Annotated in this window: 16 protein-coding genes; 10 read left to right on the top strand and 6 right to left on the bottom strand. The window is 45.3% G+C overall.

Features of this window, described 5'->3' with window-relative positions; all coding sequences use genetic code 11:
* Nucleotides 1-118 precede the first annotated feature (118 nt).
* Nucleotides 119-1,069: an aldo/keto reductase gene (locus tag AC5WJX_RS10335; RefSeq protein WP_494484443.1), complete on the top strand. Its 951-nt coding sequence runs from the start codon at nt 119-121 to the stop codon at nt 1,067-1,069.
* A 61-nt stretch (nt 1,070-1,130) separates the two neighbouring features.
* Nucleotides 1,131-1,937 (top strand): nucleoside triphosphate pyrophosphohydrolase, encoded by an 807-nt coding sequence (gene mazG, locus AC5WJX_RS10330; protein WP_440430238.1) that lies wholly within the window; start codon nt 1,131-1,133, stop codon nt 1,935-1,937.
* Here the strand turns inward: mazG and AC5WJX_RS10325 are convergent.
* A complete protein-coding gene (locus AC5WJX_RS10325; RefSeq protein WP_494484442.1) occupies nt 1,934-3,241 on the bottom strand; it encodes a DEAD/DEAH box helicase in 1,308 nt (435 codons plus the stop codon). The genes mazG and AC5WJX_RS10325 overlap by 4 nt on opposite strands.
* Nucleotides 3,242-3,380: 139 nt before the next feature.
* Here AC5WJX_RS10325 and AC5WJX_RS10320 point away from each other — a divergent pair, with 139 nt between their 5' ends.
* On the top strand, nt 3,381-4,937 hold the full coding sequence (locus AC5WJX_RS10320) for a glycosyltransferase family 39 protein (protein ID WP_494484441.1): 1,557 nt from the start codon (nt 3,381-3,383) through the stop codon (nt 4,935-4,937).
* On the opposite strand, the gene AC5WJX_RS10315 is transcribed toward AC5WJX_RS10320, so the two are convergent.
* The gene (locus AC5WJX_RS10315; RefSeq protein WP_440430235.1) at nt 4,914-6,146 is read right to left on the bottom strand and encodes an ABC transporter permease; all 1,233 of its coding nucleotides are present in this window, start codon (nt 6,144-6,146) and stop codon (nt 4,914-4,916) included. The two genes, AC5WJX_RS10320 and AC5WJX_RS10315, sit on opposite strands and share 24 nt — an antisense overlap.
* A 76-nt stretch (nt 6,147-6,222) precedes the next feature.
* Here AC5WJX_RS10315 and AC5WJX_RS10310 point away from each other — a divergent pair, with 76 nt between their 5' ends.
* Nucleotides 6,223-7,491 carry an exo-beta-N-acetylmuramidase NamZ family protein gene (locus tag AC5WJX_RS10310; RefSeq protein WP_440430234.1) on the top strand — a complete coding sequence of 423 codons (1,269 nt, stop codon included), beginning with the start codon at nt 6,223-6,225 and terminating at the stop codon, nt 7,489-7,491.
* 9 nt (nt 7,492-7,500) lie between these two features.
* Nucleotides 7,501-7,716 (top strand): hypothetical protein, encoded by a 216-nt coding sequence (locus AC5WJX_RS10305; protein WP_440430233.1) that lies wholly within the window; start codon nt 7,501-7,503, stop codon nt 7,714-7,716.
* Here AC5WJX_RS10305 and AC5WJX_RS10300 read toward each other — a convergent pair.
* The gene (locus tag AC5WJX_RS10300; protein ID WP_494484440.1) at nt 7,694-8,761 is read right to left on the bottom strand and encodes a DNA topoisomerase IB; all 1,068 of its coding nucleotides are present in this window, start codon (nt 8,759-8,761) and stop codon (nt 7,694-7,696) included. The genes AC5WJX_RS10305 and AC5WJX_RS10300 overlap by 23 nt on opposite strands.
* 58 nt (nt 8,762-8,819) lie before the next feature.
* Here AC5WJX_RS10300 and fmt point away from each other — a divergent pair, with 58 nt between their 5' ends.
* A complete protein-coding gene (fmt, locus tag AC5WJX_RS10295; protein ID WP_494484439.1) occupies nt 8,820-9,728 on the top strand; it encodes a methionyl-tRNA formyltransferase in 909 nt (302 codons plus the stop codon).
* A gap of 71 nt (nt 9,729-9,799) precedes the next feature.
* Here the strand turns inward: fmt and AC5WJX_RS10290 are convergent, their stop codons facing one another.
* Entirely contained in the window at nt 9,800-10,645 is an 846-nt protein-coding gene (locus AC5WJX_RS10290) for an aminotransferase class IV (RefSeq protein WP_440430230.1), read from the bottom strand.
* 3 nt (nt 10,646-10,648) lie between these two features.
* Nucleotides 10,649-11,680, bottom strand: a complete 1,032-nt coding sequence (locus AC5WJX_RS10285) for an RluA family pseudouridine synthase (protein ID WP_440430229.1) — start codon at nt 11,678-11,680, stop codon at nt 10,649-10,651.
* A gap of 102 nt (nt 11,681-11,782) precedes the next feature.
* Between AC5WJX_RS10285 and AC5WJX_RS10280 the strand changes: the two genes are divergently transcribed.
* From AC5WJX_RS10280 to AC5WJX_RS10265, 4 genes are all read left to right on the top strand, one after another.
* Nucleotides 11,783-12,667 (top strand): 1-aminocyclopropane-1-carboxylate deaminase/D-cysteine desulfhydrase, encoded by an 885-nt coding sequence (locus tag AC5WJX_RS10280; protein WP_494484438.1) that lies wholly within the window; start codon nt 11,783-11,785, stop codon nt 12,665-12,667.
* 5 nt (nt 12,668-12,672) lie between these two features.
* Nucleotides 12,673-13,122 (top strand): DinB family protein, encoded by a 450-nt coding sequence (locus tag AC5WJX_RS10275; RefSeq protein WP_494484437.1) that lies wholly within the window; start codon nt 12,673-12,675, stop codon nt 13,120-13,122.
* A 104-nt stretch (nt 13,123-13,226) separates the two neighbouring features.
* Nucleotides 13,227-13,415, top strand: a complete 189-nt coding sequence (locus AC5WJX_RS10270) for a hypothetical protein (protein WP_494484436.1) — start codon at nt 13,227-13,229, stop codon at nt 13,413-13,415.
* A gap of 77 nt (nt 13,416-13,492) precedes the next feature.
* Nucleotides 13,493-14,257, top strand: coding sequence for a ThuA domain-containing protein (locus AC5WJX_RS10265; RefSeq protein ID WP_494484435.1), 765 nt, complete (start codon nt 13,493-13,495; stop codon nt 14,255-14,257).
* Between the two features lie 24 nt (nt 14,258-14,281).
* Here the strand turns inward: AC5WJX_RS10265 and AC5WJX_RS10260 are convergent, their stop codons facing one another.
* Nucleotides 14,282-17,302 carry a DUF2723 domain-containing protein gene (locus AC5WJX_RS10260; RefSeq protein WP_494484434.1) on the bottom strand — a complete coding sequence of 1,007 codons (3,021 nt, stop codon included), beginning with the start codon at nt 17,300-17,302 and terminating at the stop codon, nt 14,282-14,284.
* Between the last annotated feature and the right edge of the window lie 115 nt (nt 17,303-17,417).

The following is a 17,417-nucleotide window of genomic DNA, read 5'->3' as shown; positions in this document are numbered from 1 at the left end:
CTAAAACTGCTTTCCTTTTGTAGGGTTTTATTAACCAGACTTGGTTTCAGCGGTTCAAATCTACAGGCGCATTGACATGCTGCGCGGAGTCGCTCAGGTCTAAAAATCACAAGACATTATGGAGAAAAGAAAATTAGGAAACACAGACTTAGTGGTAGCACCGATTGCATTCGGTGGAAATGTATTCGGCTGGACCATTGATGAACAAACATCTTTCGGAATTCTTGACCGTTTCAGGGATGCGGGTTTCAACCTCATCGATACCGCCAACGTCTATTCCCGGTGGAAGCCGGGCAACCAGGGGGGCGAATCAGAAACCATCATTGGTAACTGGTTGAAGTCACGGAACAATCGTCAACAGGTGATCATTGCCACGAAGGTTGGTGCTGACATCGGTACCGGCAAGGACATCAGCAAGGCAAACATTCTGAAAGAAGTGGATAACTCACTGAAAAGATTGCAAACGGACTATATCGACCTTTACTTCTCACATTATGATGATGAGAAAACACCAGTCGAAGAAACACTCGAAGCTTATCAGGAGTTGATTAAAGCAGGAAAGGTACGCTCCATCGGGGCTTCGAATTTTTCCGCAGCCCGCTTCAAGGCATCCCTGGATGCGAGTAAAACGTCAGGATTGCCGAAGTACGAGGTATATCAACCGGAATACAACCTTTACAGCCGCCAGCAGTACGAAGTTGAATACGAACCTATCGTACAGGAATATCAGCTGGGTGTTACCAATTACTATGCCCTGGCGAGTGGATTTTTAACTGGAAAGTACAGGTCTGAAGCAGATTTGAATAAGAGCCAGCGTGGTGGCGGAATTAAGTCGTTCTTAAATGAGCGTGGATTTAAGATTCTTGATGCCCTGGATCAGGTTGCGGAGCGCCGGGCTAGTCAGCCTGCAAGTGTTGCCATTGCCTGGTTGATCGCAAGACCATCTGTAACCGCTCCGATTGCAAGTGTTACCAGTATGGAGCAGCTTAAGGACCTGGAACATGCGGCAAACCTAAAGCTTAGTGCCGAAGACATCCAGCTGCTGGATCAGGCAAGCGATTGGAAGTAGTTTAAAATTTTTACCTTTAATGCCGGCTTGTTGAATGAACAGGCCGTCATTTTTTACGATTATGCCAAATTTCATACCCCCTGCAGTAGCAAAAGATCCAGCCGCTGGCTTCCTCAGACTACTGGAAGTCTTAAATACCCTTCGTACGGAATGCCCATGGGATAAAAAACAAACCATGGAAACCTTGCGCCATCTCAGCATTGAGGAAACCTATGAACTTTCTGACGCCATAATGGAAGGTGATATGCAGGAGGTAAAAAAAGAACTCGGCGATGTGATGATGCACCTGGTGTTCTATGCCCGCATTGCGGAAGAACAAGGTGCCTTCGACATCCTGGATGTGCTAAATGGTGTCTGCGAGAAGCTGATTAACCGTCACCCGCATATTTATGGCGACGTTGATGTGCAGAATGAAGACGATGTTAAGCGTAACTGGGAGAAGATTAAGCTAAAAGAAGGCAATAAATCCGTTTTAGGCGGCGTACCCGCATCGCTCCCGGCATTGGTTAAAGCTGCACGTATACAGGAGAAAGCTCGTGGCGTTGGCTTCGACTGGGAGGATAAAACACAAGTATGGGAGAAAGTTGAAGAAGAGCTGCAGGAGTTTAAGGCGGAGTTCAACGTTGAGGACAACAGCGCTATTGATGCTGAAAAAGCGGAAGCAGAATTCGGAGACCTGCTGTTCTCTTTAATCAACTATGCAAGATTTATTAAGATCAATCCCGAGAATGCTTTAGAGAAAACAAATAAGAAATTCATTAAACGTTTTCAGTACCTCGAAGAGAAAGCAAAAGAAAACGGCAAGGCCCTACAGGATATGACGCTTGCCGAAATGGATATTTACTGGAATGAAGCAAAGAAGCACTAGCTGTGCTTCTTCTTCATATTCATCTTTAGTTTTTGACCGATACCCAGGTTGTAGTTCTTGGCATTGCTGTCTTTCTTTTCATGGAAAGCACCTCCGCCTGATGGAGCAACATCTTTTTCACCGGATACCATATTTTTGTTGAGTGGCTTCTTTGGTTTACTCCCCTTATCAATCAGGATGTCGTCTGGCAACTCAAGCACTTCCATCTTCTGCCCGATAGATTGTTCAATTTTCCGAACCAGGCCAAGCTCCAGGTCGGTTGCAAAGGTAATGGAGACCACCTCCTCTTCACTGTCTTGGTTTTTAATGATCCGGCCTAAGAAAGTTTCCTTCTCTTCAGGTACTTCAAAGTGGAAGATAAAGGGAATACCGGTTAAATCCAGCTCCGCTGCACCTTCATTTGCAACCACAATCACCCTTGCTGCAGGCTCGGCTTTGAAATCCTCAAAATCGTCGAAGCCATTTTCATCAAAGTGGAGCGGCTTCAGCATTGAAAATTCACCTTCCTTCTGGCTCTCCAGGCTCTTCGCCAGCTTTTGGGCGTTCAATCTGGTATTTACAAATACGACTACTTTGCTGAATACCTCATCATCCCGCAACATGCTATGTAACAGATTTACCTTGGTCTTGTAGTTTGGAACCTGATAAAGCAGTTGGGTCACGACCTCCGCCTGATCATTTTCGAATTCTTCCACTTCAAGCAGGGTTGGGAAGTTCATAAACTGATCCGTTAGCTTGAACAACTTATCATGCACCACCTCAGTAAATACCAGGTGCTGACATTTTCCGGCACTGCGGGCCAGTTCCGCAACAGGTAGCTGCATGCCTTGTTTAACGATCAGGTCGGCATCATCTACAATGAAGGTCTGCAGCTTGCTCAAGTTCAGTCCCAGTTTCAGGTAAACCGCCCTTGCTCTCGTTGGTGTTGCAACAACGATATCTACACCTAAAGCAAGTTCACTCACTTCAGCATCTGTCCCGCCGGTGCCGTAAAGACCCATGATGTTCAAATCCCGGTTTTTGCTTAAAGAAACAAACTGATCAATCACTGCAATTGCACGCTCCTTATCCGCTACTAAAATCACCACTTTCGGCGCGTCGTCTTTAGTATATTTCAATCGCATTAATACACCCAATACATAGGTGGTTGTTTTACCGGATTTCTCTGGCGCAACAGCTATAATATCCTGTCCACCAAGGATCCTTGACATTGCTTTAAGTTGAATAGCCTTCGGTGTAAGGTATCCGGCATCAGTCATGGCGATTACCAGCGACTTACTTAACTTTAATTTATCTAACGACACGCTTCTTTCTTTTTAGTATTTCTGCAAAATTACACAATTCCCTCAACTATCGTTGCAGGGAATATTGGCAGCCCGGATGTAATGCTGGAGGCTTCTCCTGCAGCTGTAACATAATCAGTGTCCCTTGATCTAAACTGACATGGAATTCCCGCTTTCTAACCAACTAACTACAACTATTAACAGGAAGTACCTGCTATTCGGTTTTATTCTTCTCAAGTTTGTTTTGACCTATGTTCTGATTCATCCGGTTTATGATTTACAACGCGATGAGTATCTGCATCTGGATCAGGCGAACCATCTGGCATGGGGTTACACTTCAGTGCCTCCATTTACTTCCTGGGTATCCTGGATTATAAAAGCATTGGGTAATTCCGTTTTTTGGGTGAAGTTCTTTCCCGCGCTATTTGGTGCAATTACAACCGTCTTGGTCTGGAAAATCATAGAAACCCTTAAGGGTGGCCTTTTTGCTTTAGTATTGGGCGCTATTGCAATAACATTTTCGGTGGTTAGCAGGGTAAATATTCTTTATCAGCCCAATTCCTTTGATGTCCTGAGCTGGACGCTGATGTATTTTCTGCTCATCCGGTACATCAGTACAGGCGCTCCAAAATGGTTGTGGCTAATTGGCGCAGGCTTTGCGCTCGGCTTCCTGAACAAGTACAATGTTCTATTTCTTCTGCTTGGAACCTTGCCTGCACTTTTGATCACGGGACAACACCGGATACTGCTGAAGAGAGATTTCTACATTGCAATCGGTATTGCTCTGCTCGTGATTCTGCCCAACCTGCTGTGGCAATACCACAACGATTTCCCGGTGATCAGGCACATGAAAGAACTAAGTCGCACACAGTTGGTGAATGTACGTATAAGCGATTATCTGACCGAGCAGGTTCTATATTTTGCAGGCACCATATACGTGTTGATTGCCGGTCTAATTTCCTTACTGATTTACAAGCCTTTTAAGCCGTATCGCTTTGTATTCTTTTGCTTTCTCTTCACGACATTGCTGTTCCTGTATTTCCGGGCGAAAAGCTATTATGCTATAGGATTGTACCCGGTTTTACTTGCATTTGGATCCATTTACCTGGAAGAAGTGCTTAAGAAAAACTGGTTAAAATATCTCAGGCCTTTGTGCCAATTGCTTCCAGTACTGGTTTTTATCCCTTTGGTAAAGGAGGCATTTCCAATTTATACACCTCAGACCCTGGAGCAAACTGCAGTTCGCAGGGGTAAGATGCACCGATGGGAAGATGGAAAAGAATACACACTGCAACAAGATTTCGCCGATATGCTGGGTTGGCGGGAGCTGGCCAGGAAGGTAGATAGTGTTTATGCAAGCATACCGGATAAGCGTTCAGTTCTTGTCTTCTGCGACAACTATGGTCAGGCTGGCGCGATTAACTATTACAAGAAAAATGAGGCCTACCGTGCGCAATCTTTCAATGCGGATTACATCAACTGGTATAAAAGTGAACCCGTAGTTAGGATCATCCGCATCAAAGAATATCATGATGATCCAACACGGCTTGAAGGTGAACACGCCTTGTTCGAACAGGTGTATTTAGCCGGGCAAATTGACAATAAGTATGCGAGAGAGTTTAAAACCGAGATCTATATTCTGGAGCAGCCAAAAGCAGACATCAGAAAGTTTTTAGAAGAGGAACGCCGGGACTTACTTAAACCTGATGGCCTTTAATGGAGAGATCTTGCTCACGAGCAATGAAGGCAGGATCAGCACAATCAGACAGATCAGTAATGTCGCGAGGTTCAGCAGGAATACGTCCAGAAAATGGAACTCTACAGGTACATAGGACAGGTAATATGAACCTTGTTCCAGACTAAACACATGAGTGAATTGCTGCAGGAAGCCGAGTCCAAGCCCAAGGATGTTGCCGAGCAGTAGACCAAAGCCGACCAGGTACATCGCGTTATACAGGAATACTTTCATGATGCTGTAGTTGGTCATACCGAATGCTTTTAGCATCCCGATCATGTTGGTTCTTTCCAGAATCATGATCAGTAAGGCTGTGATCATGTTGATCACCCCAACAGTCATCATCAGGACCAATAATACTTTCGTATTTACATCCAGCAGCGACAACCAGGTAAAGATATTCGGAAAATAAGCTGTTACTGTTTCCGCCTTGAGCTTCATCTCCAGGTTTTCGTAGATCTCATCAGTGACTTTATCCAGTTCCTGGAATTTCTTGATCCGGACTTCGATGCCACCAACTTCTTCCGGCGACCACTTATTTAGCCGCCTGATTAGGTTAAGATCGCCAAGTACAAAACTTCTATCCACTTCATCCACCCCGATGGAATAAATACCCACAATTTTCAACGGGCGTTTCCTGGGCGGCTCATTGCTGTCCTGCATAAGAAAGTGCATAATGAAATCATCACCAACTTTCAGCTTCAGCCGGTTAGCGGTGTACTGCGAGATCATCACCTGTCTGCCTGTTTTTGAAGGATCAGAAAAGTCGAGCACCTTGCCACTTACCAGGTGCTGCTTGAGGTAGTCCCAATTATAGGTACTATCTACACCTTTAAAGTTGATGCCTTCAATTTCCTCATTGGCGGAAATGATGGCTGGCTTGGTTGCGTAGGGTTGGAAATAAACAATGTCTTTGTTGGCCTTTAGGTCGGCATAGGTTTTGGCCTCGGGCACGAATGGGGAGAGTTCAAAGGAATTATTCAGGTCCAGTTTATAGATGCGGATGTCGCCTACATAACCTCGAACTTTCTCCTGGATTTCAGTTTTAAATCCTTTGATGATGGCAATGGAAAGCATCATTACGGCAAGGCTGAGCATTACACCTGATATGGCGATGCGGACAATCAGCTTGGAGAACGTACGTTCAGATTTTATAGCGATGCGCCTGGCAATGAAATATTCTGTGTTCAAATTTTTGCAATATGATTACCTTAGCAAAAATGCTCATAACATTTCGATTTAAAGTATATTATCTAAAAAACACAATATGAAGATCACCCTTTGCTGCCTTTTGAACCTGAGTATTGCACTAAGCGCATTGAAAACATGTGGAAATACACCAGTAAAGCAGGTTATACCACCCGCAACGCAAACGCAAACGGATGTCAATGCTAATGAGGAAAACACTGCGGGTATTCGGACGGGTGCAGAGCAGACAGAACTTTACCTCCCACTACTTAAGGGAAAGCGCGTCGGCATGGTTGTGAATCCCACCTCGATTATCGGATCGCAAACCTCGGTAGACAGTCTTTTATCCTTAGGTGTGAACATTGTGAAGATCTTCGGCCCGGAACATGGTTTCCGTGGAAATGCAAGTGCGGGCGTAAAGGTTGATGATGATGTAGACACCAAAACCGGTATCAAAGCGGTATCGCTATATGGAAAACATCAAAAACCTACCAAGGAAGATCTCGCAGATGTCGACATCATGATTTTCGACATACAAGATGTGGGCGTTAGGTTTTATACTTATATCAACACACTACAGCATGTTATGGAGGCCTGTGCAGAAAACGATAAGGAGTTACTGATCCTGGATCGGCCAAATCCAAACGGCTTTTATATTGACGGGCCTATCCTTGACCCCTCTTTAGTATCGGGCATCGGATTACAGCCCATTCCAATTGTACATGGTTTAACTGTGGGCGAATATGCACAGATGTTAAATGGTGAAGGCTGGATGAAGAACAAGGTTAAGTGTAAGATCAACATCATTAAGGTAGCAAACTACAATCATGATATGCCTTACGAATTACCGGTTAAACCCTCTCCGAACCTGAATACGCAACAGTCCATCATGCTCTACCCTACGGTGTGTTTGTTCGAAGGCACCTATGTAAGTCAGGGTCGTGGCACCATGTTCCCATTCACGGTTTTGGGTGCACCGGCATTGAAAGGTAAATACAAGTTTTCTTTCACTCCAAAAAGCATTAAAGGTATGGCGGAAACACCATTACACATGGATAAAGTTTGCTACGGTATTGACTTGCGTGAGTACGACATCGAAAACATTAGAAAGGAAAAAACGTTAAAGCTTAAGTGGTTAATTGATTTGTACAAGGCTTATCCGAACAAAGCAGACTTCTTTAACAATAAACTAAGCAAGGAAATGGTGGTGTTTGATAAGCTTGCAGGTGTAAGCTCCCTGAAACAGCAGATCATTGCGGGGAAGTCTGAAAAGGAAATCCGGGCAAGCTGGGAACCTGGGCTAAGCGCCTACAAAGAAATGCGACTGAAGTATCTACTTTACCCTTAAGCAAGAATTATGAATAACGACACCCCTAAGAAAACAAACGAGCGACCTGACAGCAATTATCAGGAGGAAGTGCCTAAAGATGGTGCGCCATCATCCGATCATGCGGTTGTGCAGCCGGAGGACAAAGATTATCAGGCGGAAAATGCGGACATGTCTGGCCCTGCCAAACGTAAAGGCACTGATGAACAGCCGGTAAATCCAATTAAGACGCCTCCCGCTTCTTAATATCCCGCTGCGCCTGTTTAAGAAATTTCATGAGTACCTTTTCATCATTCTCCATCGCTGTGATGGAGTTTGGTTTTTCACGGTGTATCTTTTTCAGATACCTGCCCAGCTGATCGTTCTCAAAAGCTTCTAAAAGTAGCGGATAAACATAGGAGCTTTTGCAAACGGCACGGGTATTTCCAAGCTTACCAGCAACACAATCAAGCACCTGTACAACCACTTTCTTTTTCTTGATCACTTCTACAGGATCTGCGGTACAGATGGCCAGCTGCCTTAGTGCTTCGAGGGTACCACCCCAGGTACGAAAGTCTTTAGCGGTGAAATCAGCACCAGTGATCTCTTTGATATAGTTATTGATCTTACCAGAATCTACCGAACGCCGCTCACCGTCTTTGGTGTAGTACTGAAATAATTCCTGTCCAGGTATCTCCTTGCATTTTTTCACGAGTTTAATCAAAGACCGGTCGGTAAGGCTTACATCATGTTTTACCCCCTTCTTACCTACGAAACTCAGGGTGAGTTTATCATCCGTAAATTTAGCATGTTTATCCCTTAAGGTACTCAGGCCATAGGTACCATAAAGATCCTTGTACGATTCATTACCAATACGGATCAGCGTCTTTTGCATTACCTGCACGCAGATGGCAAGTACCTTGCGTTCATCGAAATCCTTACGCTTAAGATCTTTCGCAATGCGTTTTCTGGCTTCCGGCAGCGCTTTACCGAATTCTAGCAGCCTGAAGTATTTACTATCGGAGCGTCTGGAAGTCCATTTTGGATGGTAGCGATATTGTTTCCGTCCGGCTGCATCAATTCCTGTAGCCTGCAGGTGGGCGTTCTTTTTCTTTGCGATCCAGACGTTGGTCCATGCGGGCGGCAATACCAGGGCTTTTATCCGTTCCAGGGTCTTCTCGTCAGTAATCGGGTTACCTCTTTTGTCTTCGTAGTAAAAGTTACCGGGTTCGCCTTTCCTGTATATTCCTGGCATCTGATCAGTTAGGTACACCAATCCGCTCATTTTGATCTCTTCCTCCGTCTCTACCATGTTTTTTAGGAAAATTGATTTAAGTTTGTTCTTTATTGCGCATTTACAACACAGGATTATGAGAATAGTTTTCATGGGTACACCCGATTTTGCGGTCGCTTCTTTGCATGCTTTACTGGAGGCAGGACATGACATTGCAGCAGTGATTACTGCAGCAGATAAACCGGCAGGAAGAGGTCAGAAAATTCATGAAAGTGCGGTAAAGCAATACGCTGTAGCAAAGGGTTTGAAGGTCCTACAACCCCTTAAGTTAAAGGATCCTGAATTCCTCACCGAGCTTGAGGCTTTGCAGGCCGAGATACAGGTTGTCGTGGCCTTCCGTATGCTGCCGGAAGTAGTCTGGAACATGCCGCCAAAAGGAACCATTAATCTACATGCCTCGCTTTTACCAGACTACAGAGGTGCCGCGCCAATTAACCATGCCATCATTAACGGGGAAACCGTAACTGGTGTAACAACATTCTTCCTGAAACACGAAATTGATACTGGTGATGTGATCTTTTCAGAACAGGTTAGCATAGGTCCAGATGAAACTGCGGGGGATTTGCATGATAAGCTGATGGAAACCGGCGCCAGATTACTGGTAAAAACCATTGACGCTATTGAGCGGAATGACTACCAGGAAGTTGCGCAGGCGATTACTGCCGAGCAAAAACATGCACCCAAGATCTTTAAAGAATTCTGCGAGATCAACTGGAATCAGCCAGCACAACAGATCCATAATCATATCCGTGGGCTAAGCCCCTATCCAACTGCTTTCACGAAACTGCAGGGCAAGAATTTAAAGGTCTTTAAGGCAGCGTTACAGCCAGGCAACCCAAAGGAAGATGCCGGTAGCTTTGTAACCGACGGTAAAACCTTCCTGAAGTTTGCTGCGGCAGACGGGTATCTTGCCCTTGAAGACGTTCAGTACGAAGGCAAGAAAAGAATGCAGGTAGGCGAATTTCTGCGGGGTATGCGCTTATAGCGCCAGCCCTTCAATTGATATTACAGTGCTTCTGAGTTGGCGCTGCTATATACGTAGTGCTCTAGCTTGCTTTAAAGCGGAATGGTCTCGTTCAACAGTGCACTTAGCATCTTAGCATTTTCGTTAAAATACCTTTTACGACCGTAACCCATTACCCATCTGATGCCGCCCACGGCGTTGGTAATAAATACTTCCTCTGCTTGTTTAAGCACTTCAGGGTTTAGCTGTGCTTCGGTTATGGAGATACGCTTAGACTTGGCGATTTCCATCACCACACTTCGCATGACCCCGGAAACACAGCCTTCAGACAGCGCTGGCGTATAGATCTGTTTTTCATAAACGACAAAGATGTTAGAGGTCATGCTTTCACATAAGAAGCCTTCCTGATTAAGCATGAATACGTCATCAAGATTATTCTGTTTCTTGTGTAAACCGGCCATTACATACAGTAGTGCGTTACTGGTTTTGAAGTTTGAAAGTTTATTGATCGGTTTGGTGATCTCATCATAAACATCTACGATCAACCCCCTTTTGTTGAGCTGATAATCTGTATCCGGCAGTGGTGTTGCTTCGAGGACATAACCAGCGGAGTTGCTTTCCGGGGTGTACAATCCATCCCCTTCACGGTAAATTGACAGGCGCAAACGTACATCACCACGTAAGCGGTTCCGCTTCACCAACTCCACCGCTTTCTGCTTGAGGAAGTATTCATCCATCAGACTGCTGCCGTCCAGTTTTAAAGCCTTCATACCTGCCATCAGGCGGTCGGCATGCTGCTCGGGGTACATCAGTTTACCATTACACATCCGCATGGATTCAAAAAGACCATCTCCAAACTTAAAGGAGCGGTTAGATACCGGAAGTACCGGCTGATTAGATAATATGAAGTTGTCGTTGTGTAATATATATTCTTGCATCTATTATTGTGGCTGTACGATGTAGTTTCTCCATTTATGAAGCACTGCAGCAAAATCCGCTGGCAATGGGGCTTCAAATTCCATATATTCTTTTGTTGTAGGATGAATAAATCCTAATGTCTGTGCATGCAGCGCTTGTCTTGGCATTAGATCAAAACAGTTTTGCACGTACTGTTTGTACTTGGCGTAAGTGGTACCTTTCAAGATCTTGTCACCGCCATAATTCGCATCATTAAACAAAGGATGGTGAATGTGCTTCATATGTGCCCTGATCTGGTGGGTGCGCCCGGTTTCAAGCTCGCAACTTACCAAGGTTACATAGCCTAAACGTTCAAGTACCTTATAATGTGTTACCGACCACTTACCTTTTTCTTCATCGTCATAAACATCCATTACGATCCTGTTCTTGGCACTGCGGCCGATATACCCGGTTACGGTGCCATCTTCCTCAATGTCGCCCCATGCGAGTGCAATGTATTTTCTGGTGATGGTATGATCAAAGAACTGCTTGGCAAGCTTGGTCATGGTAATTTCGTTCTTGCTGATCAGCAGTAAACCCGAAGTATCCTTATCGATTCGGTGAACCAGGCCTGGTCTGCCCTCATTTCCTGGAAGCTGTGGTAATTGTTCAAAGTGAAAAGCAAGTGCATTAACAAGTGTACCATGATAATTGTTGTAACCAGGGTGCACTACCATGCCAGCAGGTTTGTTTACCACGAGCAAATCGGCATCTTCATAAACAATGTCCAGCGGGATGTCTTCCGGGTAAACTTCCGTATCACGTGGCGGATGGGCAAATACAATGGAAATCTCGTCCGCAGGCTTAACTTTATAACTCGCCTTGATAGTCTTCTGGTTAACGAGTACATTTCCGGCATCAATGGCATTCTGAACACGATTTCTTGAGGCATTTTCAATCCGGCCCATCAAGAACTTATCAATCCTCAACAGTGATTGACCTTTATCGACAACAATGTTGAAATGTTCGTATAAATCCTGCTCGTCTAAGTCTGCCTCTACGTTGGTATTTTCCATTTTGCAAAACTAAACTTTAAGAATTACATTCTTGTAAAAGAAATTGGAGCGGATTGGCTGCGAACCCTCAATATTTAGCCCTGCAGGAATTATCTTTACTTCATGTTTGAACAGGTATACAGTCCGCTTCAAAAGATCGATCACCCGCTACTCAACAACTTCTATGTTAAACGGGACGATTTAATTGATCCATATATTTCAGGAAATAAGTGGCGTAAGCTCAAGTACCTGCTTAAACGGGCAAATAGGGAGAGCAAAACACATCTGGTAACTTTCGGTGGTGCTTTCTCGAACCACCTGGTTGCTACGGCTAGTGCCGCAGCCAGCGCTGGACTTAAGTCTACTGCCTTTGTTCGTGGAGAACCTGTGGAGAATGAGATGCTGCTGCTCTGCCGGTTATTTGGCATGCAGTTGATCTTCACCGACCGCGAAAGCTATAAAGATAAGCTGCTGCTCTTCGATCAGCATTTCGGAGCCAGGCCAGAGGCCCTTTTCATTGATGAAGGTGGCGCTTCGGCAGAAGCCGTTCAAGGTTGTGCCGAGATCATCACTGAACTGCCATTTGAGGCCGATCTGCTCTTCTGTGCTGCAGGCACTGGTACAACTGCTGCCGGGCTGCTGCAGGGCATTTTGGCTCATGACCTACATACAGCATTACACGTAATCCCCGTCCTCAAGGGCGGTATGTTCATCCGTACGGAGATGGGTAAATATGTTGCTGTAGATAAACAGCTGACGTTGCATCCGGACTACCATTTTGGTGGATACGCGAAAACACAACCTGCTTTGCTGGAATTTCTACATCACTTTTCCAGCAATTATGGCCTGCTTACCGATCCGGTGTACACGGCCAAGATGTTCTTTGCGATCTTCGACCTTGCAGATAGAGACCTGATAGACAGGGACGAAAAAGTTGTTGCCCTGCATACCGGCGGATTACTAGGGCTATTGGGTATGAAAGAGAAGTTACAGCAAATCATTAAATAACGACTATGGACACTACACTAAAACGCTTATCCGATTACCATTTCTGGGCTATGGATCGCCTGTTGAAGTATCTGGAAGCACTACCCGAAGTTCCGCAAACCTGCTTGAATCTGATGCAGCATATCGTTAATGCAGAATCCATATGGCTCAGCAGGATTGAAGGTGAAAAGCCTGTAGTTGGCGTTTGGGAAGAGCGACCACTCGCGGATTGCCTGATCCTTCATGCAAGAAGTGCGAAGCTATTGCAGGCCATTGTGGAACGGGACCAGGATCTAGAACGTGTGATCTCTTATGTTACCAGCACTGGAGATCCATTTTCAAACAATATACACGACATACTGATCCATGTACTAAATCACGGCAGCTATCACCGTGCTCAGATTGCAATGGCCTTGAGGGCAAATAATATAGAACCTGTGAACACAGATTATATTTTATATGTAAGGGATCTGTAAAGTCATCTAGTCCAGCCACCACTTCGTGATTCATCACCATATCGGGAGCATATTTGTAAAAACATATGTGCCACAGTGCCTGTTTTACTCTAAAAACCTGCACTATGGAAAACGGAACAGATCAAAAAGACCTTGAAAGAGACGACAACCTGAATGAACAATCTGAAGGCAAGCCGAACACCGAAAATGGCGACCTGGAATACACAGAAAACGAAGTCGAATATGCTGATGGACACGGCACCTTATTAGATGAGGAGATTGATGATCAGGACGAACAAGCTTCTAATGAATAAAGTACAAAACGCGCCCAGCAAGCGCGTTTTTTGTTTTACGACAAATCACTATCTTCATAGTCACCAAAACTAACCAAATGAACCGTTCCAAAATCTTTTTGCTCTTTGTAGCTATTCAATTTATTTTCCTTACAAACACGTTCGCTCAAAAGCAGTTCAAGGTGCTTTTAGTTACCACGACCAAAGGCTGGCATCATGAATCCATTCATGCAGGTGTACTTGCCATCCAGCAACTCGGCGCCAGGAACTTCTTTGATGTTGTGCTTTGGGAAAATCCTGGTGGATTCACGGACGAATACCTTAAGCAATTTCAGACGGTAATCTTTTTAAATACCACAGGTGATATCTTCGATACTGCGCAACAACAGGTGATGGAAAGATATATTCAGTCCGGCAAGGGCTTTGTTGGCATCCACAGTGCTGCCGATACGGAATATGACTGGCCATGGTACAATAAACTGGTCGGCAGGATGTTTCAAATTCACCCGGAAGTGCAAACTGCAAAGACAAAAATTATGGATCCCAAATTCCCAGGATTGCAAGGGTTTGAAAATGATAAGCTCTGGACGGAAGAATGGTACGAGTACGGACCGGAGAAAGTAAGCGGACTAAACTATATCCTGGGTGTAGATGAGTCGACCTACAATCCTAAAGCAGACTGGGGTGGCAGAGGAAAAGGCGCTGGAATGGGGAAATCACATCCTATTGCATGGTACCATGAGTTTGATGGCGGACGTGCCTTTTATACCGGCCTGGGTCACTTGCCAACTAACTTCTCTGAGCCTGCATTTCTAAATCATCTCTATGCTGGAATATTCTGGGCAGCTACCGGCAAGAAGTAGCTGCTTTACCTGCAGTTCCTGATCTTAAGTTCCAAAAAATGCTGAAAAGCGTGCCTCGAAACCTTTATACCGCTGTTCCAGTTCTGCAGCAAACACATCATCCTGGTTTATTTTTGCAGTTTGAATCATTTGGTTCCAAAGTGAAAAAGCAAGCTGGGTTTCCTGGCCACCGACGAAACTGTTTTTGCTCGTGCATACATCTGCAACGTAAATGAGCTCTTTCTCAATATAATCCGCAGTCTGCCTGATCATGGCAGCTGCGCCTTTGGCATCATTTAAGGCATACATATTTTCTGCCAGCATCGTTTTACCGCCTGCGGTATACATACTTTGTATATCTCGAGGCATCACTTCGAAGTACTTCTTCAGGAGTATTCTTGCTTTTTCAGGCTTTCCCTCGTCAAGCAAACCGCTGATCGCCGTATTAAAGATGTTTGTTAAGTTAGATACTTGCCTGCGGGATTCCGGATCTATATACTTTGCAGCTTTCAAATTGCCAAACATGAATTTTGAGTTCAGATTATCGAACAAAGCATCCGGGTTGGTTAAGGGTCTTTGTCTTGCGGTGTCCGGCTGAAGTGGTGTAAGTCTGAGAACCAGCCCTTCATTATAAAGATAGTTGTTCAAGCCATTGAACTGTTCTGGAGGCATGCCCGCGGTGAAGTATATTGGGCGCTCCCAGTTATTTTGTACCAGCATATCCAACATTGCTAAAGTCCCCTTTGTAACAAAACCTTTGTTATAAGTCCAGGTTAACGCAGGCGCCAGGCGACTGGAATCCTTTGGAGTGACCGCTTTATGCTTTAAAGCTGCAGCCCGGTCTACAGTAAGCTTAAAGTTTTTTGTTGGTAGAAAGTTTTCCCATGTCCCATCCTGGAGCTGCAGCTTGTCATCCGGATTATCTGACAATAAAAGATCTACTATGGTTTTTAGCTCTACATCTCCCGCTATTTTGTAATCTTGAAAGTACATGACATCCCGGGTACCCTTGGCATACTGTGTTTCCTTCATGGAGATCGGCAAGGGTGCTGAGGCATTTTGCGGCCGTTTCATGCCATTGATGTACCATTCCGCATCGAACAGGCTGAGGTTAACCAGACGTACATCGGGGCGGATTCCCTCTACCTCTTGAATATACCACAACGGATAGGTGTCATTATCACCATAGGTAAACAAGATGGCATTTGGCGCAAGCGATTCCAGGTAATTTTTCGATAGATCATGAGCCACTAACCTGCCTGAGCGGTCATGATCGTCCCAACCTTCTGCCGCCATCAATACAGGTGCGGCCAACAAGCCTAGCACGATAGCCGAAAGTCCGGCTAACCTGCCATTCAACTTTTTGCCCAACCATTGCCAAAGAGCCAGAACACCAAGGCCAATCCAGATGCAAAAAGCATAAAATGAACCGGTGAACGCATAATCCCGCTCCCGGGGTTCAAGTGGTGTCTGGTTCAGATACAATACTATGGCTATTCCGGTGAAGAAGAAAAGCAATGCCACAATGCCCGCATCATCTTTCCTACGTTTAAAATGCCAGACCATCCCAATGATTCCCAAGATCAAGGGTAGAAAATAGAAACGATTGTATCCGTTGTTCTCGGTGATCGAAGGCGGCAAGTGCTCCTGATTACCCAGCCGTAAGCCATCTACAAACTTAATTCCGCTTAACCAATTGCCTTCGAAGTAGTTCCCGAAGCCCTGGGTGTCATTCTGCCGTCCGACGAAATTCCAAAGGAAATAGCGGAAATACATGTGACCGATCTGGTAGGAGAAAAGAAAACCTATGTTGTCAATTAACGTGGGAAAATGGCTGTCATCAAAACGCATCCATTCCCTATAGAAGTCCGGATGACCGTTCCGGTCTCCGTGCATCCGCGGCAATAAGGTGGTCCGGTCATAGCCATATACGATCTTTTTTCCTGCAGGCTCATAGCGTTCGGGGCCCTTCCGGTAAAGCGTTGAAGTCTCTTTAACTTCGGTGATCTGCGAATTGTAGTTCGGTCCAGATAGCAGCGGCCTGTCGCCGTACTGTTCCCGGTTCAGGTAGCCCAGAAAGGAAAAGGCATTATCCGGGTCATTGTTGTTCAAGTTTGGATTTGCCTGTGCTCTGATTACGATCATGGCAAATGAACAATAGCCAAAGATCAGCAAAGAAGCAGCTAGCAGTCCGAGATTCAGCAGTCGCTTCCGGGTGCGGATTGAATATCGGATAGCATAGACCAGTCCACCAATAAGCAGCAGCGCAAATACGATCACGCCCGTCCCGAAACCCATGCCAAGCGTATTAACAAAGAACAGATCGAAGTAGGCGCCGAAAGCAACCAGATACTGGATAATTCCATATTGGATAACCGCAAGGATAACAATACCAATGATCAGCGTTTTCAGCATACCTGTTCTTGACGGCTGGACTGTCTTCCGGAAATAATAGATGAAGGCCAGCGCTGGTATGGTGAGCAGGTTCAGTAGGTGTATACCGATGGATAAACCCATCATATAGGCGATGAAAAGCAACCATCGGTCCGAGCCAGGTTCATCCGCCGCAGCCTCCCACTTTAACATGGCCCAAAAGACAATAGCCGTAAACAGGGAGGAAAGCGCATAAACTTCCGACTCGACTGCGGAGAACCAGAAGCTGTCGGAAAAAGTATAGGCGACTGCGCCAACAATCCCCGCAGCCATAATCATAATCGTTTGTTCCCTCCCAGGCGCCGAGCGGCGATCAACCAGCAGCTTTCTAGCAAGCGCAGTGATGGTCCAGCAGAGAAAAAGTATGGTGAATGCACTTGCCAGGGCAGAGCCGAGGTTCATAAAATAGGCTAAGCGGGTTTCATCGCCCAAGCCAAGCAAGGAAAAGAACTTCTCGATCATCAGAAATAAAGGAGCTCCGGGCTGATGCACAATCTGCATCTTATGTGCAGCTGCAATAAATTCACCAGCATCCCAAAAGCTCATATTGGGTTCCAGCGTGAGGATGTAGGTTACCAATGCAATTAGAAAACAAAACCAGCCGGTAAGGTTGTTGATGCGAGAATATGTCATGTAAATCAGTTTTCCTGCGAGCCGATCTTGCTTGCAGAAGTTAATTTAAACACAAGTTCTTCGTAAACAAAGCCTTTAACATTAATTAACAATTAATGCGCAATCTGAGAAAACG

The organism is Pedobacter sp. NEAU-ZC8 (genome assembly GCF_059278965.1).
The sequence above is the reverse complement of the archived record's forward strand: the minus strand, read 5'-3'. Positions and strand labels throughout refer to the sequence as shown.